Raw genomic sequence first — 15,528 nt, 5'->3', positions numbered from 1 at the left:
CAGCGTTCGTCCTGAGCCAGGATCAAACTCTCCATAAAAAGAAATTTGATTAGCTCAAATTGTTTTGCTGGCATCATGTTTGATGTCCAAAATTTCGTTTCGTTCACCAACTCAAGGTTAGCTACTAAAAACTTTATTGATTACGTTTTGCTTGTTCAGTTTTCAAGGTTCATTTTGTAGTCGTTGTTTTTCAGCGACTTCTTTATATTAACATTTAACTCAATTCGTGTCAATAACTTTTTTAAAAAAGTTTTTTTCATTTGTTGAGGTTTTTGTTATGTCTTAGCGACAATTAATATAATACAATATCAACGAATTAAAAGTCAAGAACTTTTTATAAAAAATATCGAGGTATTTTTTTATACCTCGATTACTAGCATACTACAGTCCTTGCTCCATTTCTAGAGCTTCTTTATTTACCTTATAATGACGGTGGAATATCATTTCACTTTTCGCAACAATAGGTACAATTTGAATATAGCCTTTGTCCACTAAATATTCTACAAACACTTCTAAATCAACTGAGTAATTCATGAGTTCATCATGATCGTGCAATTCCTGAATTGTCCAAGTCTCTTTTGTTTGCATTACTTCTAAAATATGTTGAGCGCCGTCCCGAGTACGTGAATGTATTAAAAACTCACTTGCTAAAAACAATAGTTCTAACCGTTTTTCTATCGGTTCATTACTTGTAACAAGCTCCTCGTATAATTTATAAATCGCTGGTTCTATTTTTTTCACCTGTGCCCAAACAGTTACTTCAGGATAAAGTCCACTATCAATGATGGATAAACGTCCCAAATGATGTAACGAATCTACTACATGATTATAAGCATCGAGATAGCTACCCTTATCAAAGTATTCTTTCCCTTCTAAGTAACGGCGAATTAACTTTGAAAATTGAATGCCCGTTTTGATTTTACGACCACTAAACGGAAACTCCTGTAATTCAATTTTTAATTTATGAAGAAATTCATTACGATCAAATAATACTCTACCAAAGAAAATCCAATCGACCACTTTTTTATTTGAGCCAATAAGTAGCCATTTTCGTATTATTTTCTCAGTAACAGTATGTAAAGCTACTTTATTTCCTTCATATAAGTAATGTTTCGTAAAGACTGGCTTTTCTGCTTCCTTTACAATAATAAGTAAGACTGTATCAAATGTATCTGTCACATTACTTTTTTCTTCGCGTTTTCCCACTAAAATAACGCCTAATGTATTCGACTGACTTGCACGTTCCTGGTATATCGGACGCAAAACTTGTTCCATGTTCAGTCCCCCTCTATTTGCTAGTGACCTTTTATCTTCATACGGTGGGTGTCACGGATTTTCACCGTACTCAATAACGCCAAGCGAAATTGATTTCGTTAAAATTTCGACATACTCTAAAAGTATTCCTTCTTTCCACAATATCAAAGCTAAAATACTTTGTTCTTATATGTTATAGTAGATTTTAGATTGGGAGGCAAGATGATAAATGAAACCTTACAAAAGTAAAATTAATAAAATCCGTTCATTCGCATTAGCACTTATTTTTATCGGCTTTGTAGTTATGTATGGGGGAATCTTCTTTAAAAACAATCCTATTCTAGTATTAATTTTCATGACTCTTGGTTTACTTTGTATTATTGGTAGTACAGTCGTATATGCATGGATTGGACTGCTCTCAACAAAAGCTGTTCAAGTGGAATGTCCTAATTGCCATAAGTATACAAAAATATTAGGTCGTGTAGATATGTGTATGTACTGCAATGAACCGTTAACGCTGGATCCAACTCTAGAAGGAAAAGAGTTCGACCAATCTTATAATAAGACAAAAAATTCCTAGCCCCCATAAAGAGCTAGGAATTTTTTATTGTACTTTTGCAGATACATCTTTACACGATGGACAAGTGCCGTAAATTTCTAAACGATGCGAATGCACATCAAAGCCTGTTACTTGTGATGCAAAATGTTCAATTTCGTCGAGACCAGGATAATGGAAGTCGACTATTTTTCCACAGCATTCACAAATCATATGATAATGATCGTTTGTAACGAAATCAAAGCGACTTGAAGCATCACCAAAAGTTAGTTCTTTTACTAGACCAACTTCACGAAATACGCGAAGATTATTATAGACTGTCGCTACACTCATATTTGGGAATTTCCCTTCAAGTGCTTTATAAATTTCATCGGCAGTTGGATGTGCCATTGTTTGAATTAAATATTCCAAAATAGCATGACGCTGAGGAGTAATACGAACACCAGTTGTTTTTAACGTGTCAAGTGCATCCTGTAAATGCGTTTCAGACATCGTCATGCACCTCTTCCATAAAGATTATTAATTTATAATTGTTATAATTAGTGTATCGAATTACTCTTACTTCTGTCAACAATCATACACATTTCGGTTTGATTAGGACTGCTTCTTCAATAACCTCTTGAAATATCCATCATATTTTCTAAATCTGTTTCACCACGTAACCACTTCTCTAAACTTGGCTTAAAGATTTCTAAGCTGCGTTCAACATAGCGAGATGAGTGACTTGAAATATGCGGAGACACAATGACATTCGGTAAAGTCCATAAAGGATGATTCTCAGCTAAAGGCTCTTGTTCAAATACATCTAAAACAGTATAACCAATTTCGCCTGCTTGAATGGCATGTATCAAAACGTTTTCCTCTACTAAGTTTCCACGACCAAAATTCATGAAAATGGCATCATTTTTCATCGCAATAAAATGTTGTTCTTTCAATAAATGTGTCGTCTCCTCTGTTTTAGGTAATACAGAAATAACAATATCAGCCTTAGGTAAAGCTTCGATTAGTTGATCAAAGCTCACCATCTCATTCATATATGCCGCTTCGTTCCCTGAACGGTTACAGCCAATTGTTACAACACCAAATGCTTGCAATAAGCGACCTACTTCCGAACCAATAGCTCCAGGTCCTAAAATAAGTGCTGTACTATCTCGCAGCTCGGTTTGTTTCGCTTTTTTTGACCATTCACTTTTCTTCTGCTGTTCATACATCCAAGGTAGCGCACGCTTAATCGCCAAAATATGAGCAAGCATTGATTCTGCCATTGGTGTTTTATGAATGCCACGTACATTCGAAACTAATATCCCTCGTTCAACAATGGCCTGAGTTGGCATTTTTTCGATCCCCGCTGAAGCTACAAATATCCATTTAAGCTTTGCCGCATACTGCATATCTTTATCATTTAAATCTTCACCATATGTAACAAGCACATCCGCTTTTTGTAGCTCATCGTTTGATAAGCCATTTTCAAAAATAAAATCAACTTGTGGAAATTCTGCTACTAGTGGCTCACGTAAATCTGGTCTTGGTTCAAACGTAAAATAAATTCTCATTGCGTCGCCTCCCATTCTGCTAAATATGTATATACTTCTTCAATATGGTTTTTTACACGTACTTTACGCCAAGCCTTTATAAGATTTCCTTCTGTATCCATTAAAAATGTCGAACGTTCTATCCCCATATATTCACGTCCATACATCTTCTTCAGCACCCAGACTCCATACGCCTCCGCTACGGCATGATCCTCATCCACTAATAGCGAGAATGGTAATCCATGCTTATCTATAAATTTGGTATGCTTTTTGGGATCGTCAGGACTAATACCCAGTACAACTGCATTTAATTTACTAAAATCCTCATGCTTATCACGGAAGTCACCAGCCTCCGTCGTACAGCCTGGTGTCATATCTTTAGGATAAAAATATAAAATAACATTTTGTCCTTTGAAATCCGCTAACTTTACTATTTCTTCTTTTTCATTTATAAGGGAAAAATCAGGTGCTTTTTTACCTTCTATTAAAGCCATATCAATCTCCTCCTCTGTACGCTCTATTTTACTCTAAATAGCAAAACAAATCATATCCCTTAATTTCTTTGGATTTCTTGCACTGATAGGTCTACAATAGATGAAGTATAAAGATTTAGGAGGCAATATATATGAATCACACAAAATCTGAAGCAGTACACGCAGAAGCGCTACAGCATATCGTTGGTGGTGTAAATAGCCCTTCTCGTTCTTATAAAGCAGTTGGCGGAGGTTCACCTGTTGCAATGGCTCGTGGGAAAGGTGCTTATTTTTGGGATGTTGATGGCAACCGCTATATCGACTATCTAGCAGCTTACGGTCCAATCGTTACTGGTCACGGTCACCCACATATCGCAAAAGCTATTACACACGCAGCTGAAAATGGAACTTTGTTTGGGACTCCAACTGAATACGAGGTTACTTTTGCTAAAATGCTAAAAGAAGCAATCCCATCTATGGATAAAGTACGCTTTAATAATTCTGGTACAGAAGCTGTCATGACAACAATTCGTGTTGCACGTGCTTATACTGGTCGTACAAAAGTTATGAAATTCGCTGGTTGCTACCATGGTCACTTTGACTTAGTACTAGTAGCTGCTGGTTCTGGTCCCGCAACATTAGGTACTCCAGACTCAGCAGGTGTTACAACTTCAACAGCAGAGGAAGTAATTACTGTACCATTTAACAACCCTGAAGCATTTACAGCAGCAATGGATAAATGGGGCGATCAAATCGCAGCTATTTTAATAGAGCCTATCGTTGGAAACTTCGGTATTGTAGAGCCTAACCCTGGCTTCCTAGAATTAGTTCATGCCACAGCAAAGGAAAAAGGTGCATTAACTATTTACGATGAAGTTATTACTGCTTTCCGCTTCCACTATGGTAGTGCTCAAAGCTTATTAGGCTTAACACCTGACCTAACTGCACTTGGTAAAGTAATCGGCGGTGGCTTACCGATTGGTGCATACGGCGGTCGTAAAGAAATTATGGATACAGTTGCTCCACTTGGACCTGCCTATCAAGCAGGCACAATGGCAGGAAACCCCGCATCCATGCAAGCTGGTATTGCCTGCCTAGAAGTATTACAAACTCCAGGAATTTATGACGAAATGGACCGTCTAGGAGCCATTTTAGAAGAAGGTATCCTGGCTGCAGCCAAAAAACATGATGTAACAATTACTGTTAATCGCCTTAAAGGTGCTCTTACAATTTACTTTACAGATGTGACAGTAGAAAACTATGAGCAAGCCGAAAACTCAGACAGTGAGATCTTTGGACGCTTCTTTAAATTAATGCTTGCACAAGGCATTAATTTAGCTCCATCAAAATATGAAGCTTGGTTCTTAACAACAGAGCATACAGAAGCAGATATTCTTGAAACAATTAAAGCGGTAGATACTGCGTTTTCACAATTGTAATTTATAAATGCAAAGGCTAAACACCTAACGAAAAGAGCAATTTAGAACAGTGTCTATAACGATTAAATTTTAAAGACGACTCCCTTGTGGGTCGTCTTTTTCTTTAAATGACATACAAATCTATGTATTTTATGAGCACTTCCTTCTATAATGTAAAGAAGCTTAAAATTTTAGACAGAAAGGACATCCATTTTCTATGAAATTAGGTGCCCGTGTATTTAAAACTGGTGTCGCAATCGTGTTTGCACTATTTATTGCTGAGCTGCTAGAGCTACCTTCACCTGTTTTTGCAGGAATTGCAGCAATCTTTGCGATTCAGCCATCTATTTATCGTTCCTATCAAACAATTGTCGAGCAAGTACAGGCCAATATTATAGGAGCTACCATCGCGGTCATTTTCGGCTTGCTTTTTAGTCACCATGTAGTAGCAATCGGCATTGCAGTCATTGTTGCGATCGGTATCATGTTGAAATTTAAACTTGAAAAATCGTTGTCTCTAGCACTTGTTACAGTTGTAGCGATTATGGAGTTTCAAGGAGATGACTTTCTTACATTTGGTCTTATTCGCTTTGTTACCATATTGGTTGGGGTGTTAGCAGCATTTGTTGTCAATCTGTTCTTCCTACCACCAAAATATGAAGTAAAGCTTTTCCGTAAGATTTACTTTTTACAGGATGATATTATCCGATGGACGCGACTTGCTGTTCGCCAGGCATCTGAGCATACGTCTACAAAAGAAGCATTAAGCAAATTTAAGTCTCGTATGCAACGAGTTGACACACTATATGATTTTTATAAGGAAGAGCGTAGTTACTTTAAAAATAAAAAGTTTGTAAAAGCACGTAAATTAGTTGTTTATCGTCAAATGATTACAACGTCAAAGAAAAGTTTAGAGTTGCTTCATCGTCTTCATAATCATGAAAATGAATTAGCGCAGCTACCGACGCAATTTCATTTAATGATTCAAGAACGACTTGATTTCCTGCTAACTTACCATGAACAGCTACTACTGAAATATACGGGGAAATTAAAGCCCGAGCATTCGGAGTGGAGTAAACATATTGATTATGTTCAGCGTAACGAGTTAATGGAAATATTTATAAAACAAATAACTTATGCGCATGATGAAGGCGATACAGAATTCTCGAGTTATCACTTGCTTTATATTTTATCGCGTATTTTAGATTACGAAGAAAACCTAGAGCATTTAGATACGCTCATTGTGTCGTATCAAACTCATCATGGCCAAGAAATTAATGTGGAATTTGAAGAGGAGTTTATCTAATAGTTGAAGCGCACAAAAGAGCGAAGGGTTGGCCTTATATCCACCCCTTCGCCCTTTTTTAGCTTTTCATTTTCGGATCAAGCGCATCACGTAGACCGTCCCCCATTAGATTAAAACCGAGAACCGTTAACATAATAGCTAACCCCGGGAAAATCATCGTCCACGGCGCCTTTAATAAATAGATACGGGAATCCGCTAGCATTTTTCCCCATTCCGGTGCTGGTGCTTGAGCTCCTAATCCTAGGAAGCCTAGTGCTGCCGCTTCAATAATCGCGGTCGCTATCGCTAACGTTCCTTGCACAATGATTGGCGTCATCGAGTTTGGCAAAATATGCGAGAATAAAATCCGTGAATCACGCATTCCAATGGCCTTTGCTGCTACGATGTATTCCTCTTCTTTAACACTCAATACTTTCGAACGAATCAGGCGTCCGAAATTCGGCACGTTAATAATGGCAATGGCAATCAATGCATTTTGTAAAGATGGTCCAAGCACCGCTACTACCGCAATAGCTAGTAAAATACTAGGGAATGCTAACATAATATCGAAAATACGCGAGATAATCGTATCAATCCATCTTCCATAATAACCCGCAATAATGCCCAGTAAGCTACCTACAATTACAGAAAGAATAACTGAAAAAAAGCCTACCCACAAAGAAATTCTTGCTCCATGTATAATTCTAGAGAAAATATCCCGACCAAAGTCATCTGTGCCAAACCAATGCTCACTTGATGGTGCTAATAAACGCTTCGAAAGATTTTGATCATTAACCCCTTCTGGAGCAATCATCGGGCCAACTATAGCAAGTATAATAAAAAATAGTACAATGCCTGCACCTACTAGGGAGATTTTGTTCTTTTTAAAACTACGCCAGCCTTCTCTCCAAGGACCTACCGCTCGTTCACGACTTGGTGCTGCTTCTGTTTTTATATTTATCGCTCCAGTCATTATCGGCTCTCCCCTCTATTTGTATTTAATCCGTGGATCGATCACCGTATACAGTAAATCCACAATTAAATTAATCATGATAAAAATAAAAGCAATTATTAATATACCTGATTGAATAACAGGATAGTCTCGGAAGCCAATGGCATCATAAATATAACGACCAATGCCAGGCCAGCTGAAGATTGTCTCTGTTAATATGGCACCCCCTAGCAGTAATCCTGTTTGCAAACCGATTACTGTTAGTACTGGAATAACAGCATTTTTCAATGCATGCTTATAAACGACAATAAACATTTTTTGCCCCTTTGCTCTAGCGGTGCGTACATAGTCAGAGCGCATTACTTCAAGCATAGATGACCTAGTCATTCTTGCAATAATCGCCATTGGAATTGTCGCGAGAGCTATGCCAGGTAATACTAATCGCTTTAACACTTCTGTAAATTGATCAAAGCGTCCTTGTATTAGCGTATCCAGTAAATAAAAATGTGTAATGGTGGTTATTGGATCTCGCACATCTTCTCGACCTGATGTCGGGAACCAGCCGAGCTGATTACTGAAAGCCCATTGTTCCATTAAACCGAGCCAGAAGACTGGTACAGACACCCCGATTAAAGCAACTACCATTGCCACATAGTCAAACCAAGAATTTTGGAACCATGCAGAAATAATACCTGCATTTACTCCAACTATCACAGCGATGATCATGGCAAATAGCGCTAGCTCAGCTGTTGCCGCTAAATATGGGAAAATTTCCTCTGATACAGGTAATTTAGTACGCAATGATACTCCTAAATCACCCTGAAAAACGCCTCCTAAATAACTAAAATATTGTGTATACCACGGCTTATTTAATCCTAAACTTGCGTTTAACGCTTCGACCGCTTCTTTCGTTGCCTGCTGTCCTAAAATTACTTGCGCTGGATTACCAGGAATTGCACGAATTAACATGAAAACGATAAAAGTCATTCCAAGCAAAACTGGGATTAATTGAAACACACGCCTTCCCATATAGTGAAGCATCTTCTTCACCCCTCTGTTATTTTCATAATATACTTTTGCATAAAAGCATTGAAGTCTTTACCTATACTGTAGAAAGGGTCAGCCTTCACCAAACGGTTTGATCGTTTAGATGATTGGTCTTTCATACAGAAAAAAATACCTCTAGCTTGTAAAAAAAATCCGCTAGATTTCTACGGCTTACCCGCAGAAAGCAAGCAGATTCTTTAAACTTTCCTCTTCAATTAAATCCTGTGTTAGGATAGCCCTTTTATGGCTACTTCATATCTACATTAGCTAAGCGGTCAGAACCTGTTGGATGTGCAATATAGTTTGTAACTTTAGCGTTAGCAGCTAAAATTGGAGTAGAGTGAGCAAGTGGAACCCATGGCGCATCATTAGAGATGATCTCTTGTGCTTTCTTGTAAAATCCATTACGCTTGTCCTCATTAATTTCAGTTTGTGCAGCCACTAAAAGTTTGTGTAATTCTTTGTTGTCATAGAATGTATAGTTGTTGGAACCAATGTTATCCCCGTCTAATAAAGTATAAAGGAAGTTATCCGCATCTCCGTTATCACCTGTCCAACCAAGTAAGAACGCATCTGCTTCACCTTTTTGTGCTTTTTCTAAATACGTAGCCCATTCAAAAGATACAATTTCAGATTTGATTCCAACATCATCTAGATTCTTTTGGATCGCTTCCGCAATTTTTTTGCCATCTGGCATATACGGACGTGGTACAGGCATAGCCCACAGCTGAATTTTTTTACCATCATAGCCAGCTTCAGCTAATAATGCTTTAGCTTTTTCTGGATCATACTCATAGCCTTTAATGTCATCGTTGTAGCCTGAAATTACTGGAGGCATAGGATTTTTCGCTGGCACTGCTAAGCCTTCATAAAATGCATCTACTAATGCTTGTTTATCGATCGCGTAATTTACTGCTTGACGAACTTTTACGTTATCGAACGGTGGGCGTGTTACCGTTAGTCCAAGATAGCCGACATTCATAGATGGACGTTCGATTAATTGTAATTTTGCATTCGATTCGATTGAAGATTTATCAGAAGGACTTAAACCATCCGCAACATCAATGTTTCCTGCTGTTAAATCATTTAAACGTGCAGAGTTATCTGGAATTGAACGATAGATTACTTTATCTAATTTCGGTAAACCATCAATATAGTAATCTGGATTTTTCTCAATAGTAATTGCATCATTACGTACCCAGCTCACAAATTTGAATGGACCCGTACCTACTGGATTTGCAGATAATCCTTCTTCATTTGCTTCAAAAGCTGTTGGAGAAGCAATTGCAAAAGGAGACATGGCTAAATTTTTCAGGAATGGTGCCTGTGGCTGGCTAAGCTTGAATACAACAGTATGATCATCTTTAGCAGTTACCGATTCAATCACTTGCTTGTCACCTACTACAAATTGGGAGCTGTAATAAGGGTGTTTATCAGCACCAGCTTTCCAGCGTTCAAAATTTTTAACAACTGCTTCTGCATTGAAATCAGTGCCATCATGGAACTTTACACCTTCTTGAAGATGGAATGTGTATGTTAAACCATCTTCTGAAGGCTCCCATGATTTCGCTAAACCTGGTTGAATTGTTACATCTTTTTCGCCAAAATTCACTAATGTTTCATATATATTTGCTGTAACCGTGAATGATTCACCATCAGTTACAATTGCAGGGTCTAGCGCTACTGAATCACCACCACGACCATAAACTAATATTTTTGGTCCACCACTGCTAGCTTTATCGCCACCACTTGAAGTATCTTTACTACCCGCATCCTTAGTATCTGAGCTACCACAAGCAGCTAAGATTGTCGAAAGAACAAGGATAAACATTACACCCAAAGTCCAAAGCTTCTTTTTCTTCATTGAATTTCCCCCTAAGTTTTTTTATATCATTGAATGTTGGGTTGCATCATACAGTGAAACTTTAATCAGTGGGGGTTGTTTTCATCCTCACTGATTATTAGTCTTCACCAATCGGGCATTTACGGGCAGTTACTCTCCTACCTAGCTTCTTTACTTTCGTTGAATTTTTAGGAAGGAGTCTTGTACCTAACGCTATGCTTTAGATAAATTACTGCCCGTTAATGCGGGGTATAGATGACAAGCAACAAAATGACCCGGTTTCACTTCTTGCATTTTCGGAACTACTTGAGAACATTCTTCCTTTTTAAATGGACATCTCGTATGGAAAGTGCACCCACTTGGCGGATTCGAAGCACTCGGAATATCTCCAGAAATAATGAGCTGTTCACGTTCAAACGTAGGATCTGGAACAGGTACCGAGGATAGCAGTGCCTGAGTATATGGATGAAGTGGCTCAGCATATAAATCCTCACTTGCTGTCAGCTCCACTAATTTCCCCAAATACATTACACCTACACGATTACTAATATGGCGTACAACCCCTAAATCGTGGGAGATAAAAATATAAGTTAGCTTTAAGTCCTTTTGTAAGTTTTGCAATAAATTCAATACTTGCGCCTGTATGGACACATCGAGTGCAGAGACAGGCTCGTCCGCAATAATCAAACGAGGGTTCGTCATTAGAGCACGAGCAATACCGATACGCTGTCTTTGACCACCACTAAATTGATGTGGATACCGTTTCACATGATATTCATTTAACCCAACAATTTCGAGAAGCTCTAAAACTTTCTGTTTACGTTCCTTTGCATTGCCCATTCCATGAACAATAAGAGGTTCCTCCAATATTTTCCCAATATTATGCCTCGGATTAAGAGAAGCATAAGGATCTTGGAAAATCATTTGAATGTCTCTACGAGCTTTGCGCATTTCATTGTTCGATAATTCAGAAATCATTTTACCTGCGAATTCAATCTCGCCCTCTGTTGGCTCAAGCAATCGCATTAAAAGTCGACCAGTTGTTGATTTACCACATCCGGACTCACCTACAATACCTAATGTTTCTCCTTCAAAAACTTCAAAGGAAACATCATCCACTGCCTTTACGTCTCCAACTTGTGTGTTCAAGACACCCTTCCGAATGGGGAAATATTTTTTTAAACCATCAACTTTCAACAACACTTTCGACATGGTACTCCACCTCCTGTTTCTCTAGTAAAAAACATCTCGATTTATGCTGCTCTGTTGCTTCATATAAAGGTGGTGTTTCTTGTACACAGCGATCCATCGCAAATTCGCAACGCGCTGCAAAACGACAGCCTTCCTGAATACTTCCGGGCTTTGGTACACTCCCTGGTATAGAGTAAAGGTTGTCCTTTTTATAACGCATATCTGGTACAGATTTAATAAGTCCTTGTGTATACGGGTGCTTTGGATTAACGAATATCTCCTGAATAGGTGCCTCCTCTACAATCTGACCTGCATACATTACAATAACTCGCTCGCATGTCTCTGCTACAATGCCCAAATCATGTGTAATTAATAAAACAGCCGTATTTAAACGTATATTTAAATCTTTCATAAGCTGCAAGATTTGAGCTTGAATCGTAACATCTAATGCAGTAGTCGGCTCATCAGCAATCAATACCTTCGGATCACAGACAAGCGCCATTGCAATCATGACCCGTTGTCGCATCCCCCCCGATAGCTGATGTGGATAATCTTTTAATAATTCCTCAGCACGCGGTAGACCTACTAGTTTCATAATTTCAATTGCCCTTGCAAATGCTTCTTTTTTCGACCATTTCGGATGATGAATTAAAATCGCTTCTTTTAGCTGATCGCCAATTGTAAACAAAGGATTTAAGGATGTCATAGGCTCCTGAAAAATCATCGCCACATCTTTCCCACGAATTTTCTGCATTTGTTTATCAGATAATGTGACGAGATTTTCGCCATCTAATAGTATTTCTCCACCCGTTATTTTTCCAGGTGGTGACGGTATTAATCCCATAATGGACAGTGATGTGACACTTTTTCCACTTCCTGATTCCCCTACAATTCCTAATATTTCTCCCTCATGAACAGAAAAATCGATATCATCTACGGCAGGGATTTGTCCATCATCTGTAAAAAAGGTTGTCTTTAAACCTTTAATTTCTAGCAGCTTTTTTCTCATGATCATTCGCCCCATCCCACCCATATTTTCACTTAATTACATTAACTATCACTTAATTCCCTATTTTCAGATAATTCTAACCAAAAAACATCGCTCTTTCAATCATTATTATTCTGCAATTAACATAGATTTTCTACATCGTTCGAGTTTCGTATTAATATTGTATTATTAATCGATAATATTTTATAAATAAGACAAAAAAATAGCCTTCCGTTTATGTTTAAATGGAAGACTATTTTTAGATTATTGACTCATTACTCAAATTTAGGTATGGAATTTGTTAGTGAATCAAATTTTTTCTGTTATACCGTGGTATATCAATCTAAATGTTGCACCTGGAATAAATTAAAGTAGGTTCCTTCTTTTTGCATCAATTGCTCGTGCGTACCACTTTCAATTAATTGTCCATGATCTATAACCAAAATTTTATCTGCATGTGTAATCGTAGAAAGTCGGTGAGCAATTATAATGGTCGTGCGTTCATGTGCAAGTACATCCAAGGATTCTTGAATAAGTGCCTCGCTTTCTAAATCCAATGCAGAAGTTGCTTCATCCAATATTAAAATAGGAGGATTTTTCAAAAATACACGAGCAATCGCTACCCGCTGCTTTTGTCCACCTGATAACTTCACACCGCGCTCCCCGACCTTTGTGTCATAGCCATCTGGCAAGCCCATAATAAAATCATGTGCATTTGCCGCTTTTGCCGCAGCAATGACCTCTTCATCAGAAGCATCTGGCTTGCCCATTAAAATATTCTCCTTTACTGAATCACTAAACAAAATATTATCTTGTAGGACTATTCCAATTTGTGAGCGTAAAGAATGTAGAGATACGTCACGAACATCATAGTCATCTATACATACGGTGCCATTCGTTGCGTCATAAAAGCGAGGAATCAAACTAATGATCGTTGATTTTCCTCCACCACTCATTCCTACAAACGCAACTGTCTCCCCAGGATTAATTGTAAAATTGATGTTGTTTAAAATTTGTGAGCCCTCTTCTTCATATTGAAAGTTCACATTGTCAAAGCGCACTTCACCCTTTACGCGAGGTAACTCTACCGCATTAGCCTTGTTTTTAATTTCATAAGGTTCGTCTATTAATTCAAACATTCGATCCATTGATGCAAATGATTGTGTTAACATCGTTGATGAACTTACAAGACGACGGAGTGGACCGTAAAGTCGTTCAATATAGGCAATAAAGGCTACCATCGTCCCGACTGAAAGAGAACCATTAATAACCTGATAACCTGCATAAGCAATTACTAGGAGAGGTGCTACATCCGTGATTGTATTCACCACTGCAAAGGATTTAGCATTCCATTTCGTATGATCCAGCGCTTTCTCTAAAAATTCACCATTGGCTTCATCGAATAATTTTTGCTCATGCTTTTCTAGTGTGAAGCTTTTAATAATGCTCATTCCAGCTACACGTTCATGCAAATAACTTTGCACACCTGCAAGAGCTTGTGACCGTTTACGTGTTAAAGATCGAAGTTTACCAAAGAAGTACTTCACACTAAACCCATAGAATGGGAACGCAATTAATGCTACTAGCGTAAGCTTAACATCCATGGCAAGCATAATACCGATCGCAATAACAATTGTCGCAAGGTCGAGCCAAACGTTCATCAAGCCTGTCATAATAAAGTTTTTTGTTTGTTCCACATCATTAATCACTCTTGAAATAACATCGCCAGCTCTTGTATTTGCATAGTATCTTAAACTGAGTCGCTGTAAATGAGCATATATTTGTTTTCGAATATCGAAAAGCACCTTGTTACTGACGTGTTGAGCATAATATTGACGGTAATACTCAATCGGTGGTCGAATAATAAAGAATACAATGATCGTACCACCTAACCAATAAAACAGTTCTTTTGTCTTCTCTGCATCGGTTAGATGATTTGCGGCAATAATATCATCTAACACAATTTTTATGAGTAATGGGATAAATAACGGAATCGCAAATTTCACTATACCAATCAAAATCGTTAAAATAATTTCCCATGTATATGGTTTTACAAATCTCATATAACGCTTTATACTACCCAATTTATTATCACATCCTTATTTAGAAGCCTCGCTCTTATGTAAATTAAGCAAATGAGCCACTTCACATATAAAAAGAAACAGACATCCACAAATGAATGCCCAAACGTATTATAGCAATATTTTGTTTTAAGTACAGTTAATTTAGCTTTATCACTAACTATTTTACAATCTGATTGTTTAAGACATAAAAAACACCCATTAGTAAAACTAATAGGTGTTCCTAACAGTCATCTGCTTGCATATCGAGCTGAAACTTATAACGACTTGTCCAGGCATCGATGAAATCAGGTGCAAAGGGTCCTCTTTTTTGTTGAATCCAGCTAATTAATTTATCGACATTGCGCTTTAAAATTTTATCTATGACATCTGGATAAGACATTTCCTTACGATGTAGCTCATATTCATCCTCATCTAAGAGTGAGTAAGACATATCAGGGAAAACTTTAATGTCTAAATCATAGTCAATATATTTAATGGCATTATTATCGAAAACAAATGGTGAGCTTAGATTACAATAATAATACACACCGTCCTCACGTAGCATGCAAATGATGTTAAACCAGTGCTCCGCATGGAAATAACAAATAGAAGGCTCTCTCGTTAGCCACGTACGACCATCGGATTCTGTCACAAGTGTCCGTTCATTCGCACCGATAACGATATTTTTCGTTCCTTTTAAAATCGTTGTTTCTTGCCAAACACGGTGGATACGGCCATTGTGCTTATAACTATGTATTTGTATCGTTTCTCCTTCTACCGGTATTGCCATCTTTGAAGCCCACCTTTTCGTCTATGCTACCTAAATCTAGCAGTCTCTAGTATATTATAGCAATGTGTACGCGAAAGGTGTAGTTAGAAAACCACAAATTTCCCTGCGCTCTTTTAAATTTGTACAAAATTTCGTT

The 15,528-nt window shown here is 37.8% G+C and carries 14 protein-coding genes; 3 read left to right on the top strand and 11 right to left on the bottom strand.

Going from position 1 to position 15,528, the window contains the following annotated elements; translation table 11 throughout:
- Positions 1–381: 381 nt before the first annotated feature.
- On the bottom strand, positions 382–1,275 hold the full coding sequence (locus ACIQLB_RS23170) for a nucleotidyltransferase-like protein (protein ID WP_370048221.1): 894 nt from the start codon (positions 1,273–1,275) through the stop codon (positions 382–384).
- Between the two features lie 208 nt (positions 1,276–1,483).
- Here ACIQLB_RS23170 and ACIQLB_RS23165 point away from each other — a divergent pair, with 208 nt between their 5' ends.
- Complete coding sequence (locus ACIQLB_RS23165; RefSeq protein ID WP_400731010.1) at positions 1,484–1,834, top strand: YgzB family protein; 351 nt, start codon at positions 1,484–1,486, stop codon at positions 1,832–1,834.
- A gap of 24 nt (positions 1,835–1,858) precedes the next feature.
- On the opposite strand, the gene perR is transcribed toward ACIQLB_RS23165, so the two are convergent.
- The 3 genes from perR to bcp form a co-directional block, all read right to left on the bottom strand.
- Positions 1,859–2,302 (bottom strand): peroxide-responsive transcriptional repressor PerR, encoded by a 444-nt coding sequence (gene perR / locus ACIQLB_RS23160; protein ID WP_142510785.1) that lies wholly within the window; start codon positions 2,300–2,302, stop codon positions 1,859–1,861.
- A gap of 116 nt (positions 2,303–2,418) precedes the next feature.
- Positions 2,419–3,363 (bottom strand): D-2-hydroxyacid dehydrogenase, encoded by a 945-nt coding sequence (locus ACIQLB_RS23155; RefSeq protein ID WP_400731007.1) that lies wholly within the window; start codon positions 3,361–3,363, stop codon positions 2,419–2,421.
- Positions 3,360–3,836 (bottom strand): thioredoxin-dependent thiol peroxidase, encoded by a 477-nt coding sequence (bcp, locus tag ACIQLB_RS23150; RefSeq protein ID WP_400731005.1) that lies wholly within the window; start codon positions 3,834–3,836, stop codon positions 3,360–3,362. The genes ACIQLB_RS23155 and bcp overlap by 4 nt, the downstream gene beginning before the upstream one ends.
- Positions 3,837–3,967: 131 nt before the next feature.
- Between bcp and ACIQLB_RS23145 the strand changes: the two genes are divergently transcribed.
- The gene (locus ACIQLB_RS23145; RefSeq protein WP_400731003.1) at positions 3,968–5,254 is read left to right on the top strand and encodes a glutamate-1-semialdehyde 2,1-aminomutase; all 1,287 of its coding nucleotides are present in this window, start codon (positions 3,968–3,970) and stop codon (positions 5,252–5,254) included.
- Positions 5,255–5,450: 196 nt separating this feature from the next.
- Positions 5,451–6,539, top strand: a complete 1,089-nt coding sequence (locus tag ACIQLB_RS23140) for an FUSC family protein (protein ID WP_400731001.1) — start codon at positions 5,451–5,453, stop codon at positions 6,537–6,539.
- 58 nt (positions 6,540–6,597) lie between these two features.
- Here the strand turns inward: ACIQLB_RS23140 and nikC are convergent, their stop codons facing one another.
- The 7 genes from nikC to ntdP form a co-directional block, all read right to left on the bottom strand.
- Positions 6,598–7,491, bottom strand: a complete 894-nt coding sequence (nikC, locus tag ACIQLB_RS23135; protein ID WP_400730999.1) for a nickel transporter permease — start codon at positions 7,489–7,491, stop codon at positions 6,598–6,600.
- Between the two features lie 15 nt (positions 7,492–7,506).
- Positions 7,507–8,511: an ABC transporter permease gene (locus ACIQLB_RS23130; protein ID WP_400730997.1), complete on the bottom strand. Its 1,005-nt coding sequence runs from the start codon at positions 8,509–8,511 to the stop codon at positions 7,507–7,509.
- Positions 8,512–8,764: 253 nt separating this feature from the next.
- Entirely contained in the window at positions 8,765–10,381 is a 1,617-nt protein-coding gene (locus tag ACIQLB_RS23125) for an ABC transporter substrate-binding protein (RefSeq protein WP_400730995.1), read from the bottom strand.
- A gap of 192 nt (positions 10,382–10,573) precedes the next feature.
- The gene (locus ACIQLB_RS23120) at positions 10,574–11,572 is read right to left on the bottom strand and encodes an ABC transporter ATP-binding protein (RefSeq protein ID WP_400730993.1); all 999 of its coding nucleotides are present in this window, start codon (positions 11,570–11,572) and stop codon (positions 10,574–10,576) included.
- Positions 11,547–12,560 (bottom strand): ABC transporter ATP-binding protein, encoded by a 1,014-nt coding sequence (locus ACIQLB_RS23115; RefSeq protein ID WP_400731013.1) that lies wholly within the window; start codon positions 12,558–12,560, stop codon positions 11,547–11,549. Before ACIQLB_RS23115 ends, ACIQLB_RS23120 begins: the two co-directional genes overlap by 26 nt.
- Positions 12,561–12,877: 317 nt before the next feature.
- A complete protein-coding gene (locus ACIQLB_RS23110; RefSeq protein WP_400730991.1) occupies positions 12,878–14,623 on the bottom strand; it encodes an ABC transporter ATP-binding protein in 1,746 nt (581 codons plus the stop codon).
- A 220-nt stretch (positions 14,624–14,843) separates the two neighbouring features.
- Positions 14,844–15,392 (bottom strand): nucleoside tri-diphosphate phosphatase, encoded by a 549-nt coding sequence (ntdP, locus tag ACIQLB_RS23105; protein WP_400730989.1) that lies wholly within the window; start codon positions 15,390–15,392, stop codon positions 14,844–14,846.
- Between the last annotated feature and the right edge of the window lie 136 nt (positions 15,393–15,528).

The sequence above is a fragment of the Lysinibacillus sp. NPDC092081 genome, from assembly GCF_044755845.1.
Classification (GTDB): domain Bacteria; phylum Bacillota; class Bacilli; order Bacillales_A; family Planococcaceae; genus Lysinibacillus.
This window is presented reverse-complemented; position numbering and strand designations above follow the sequence as displayed.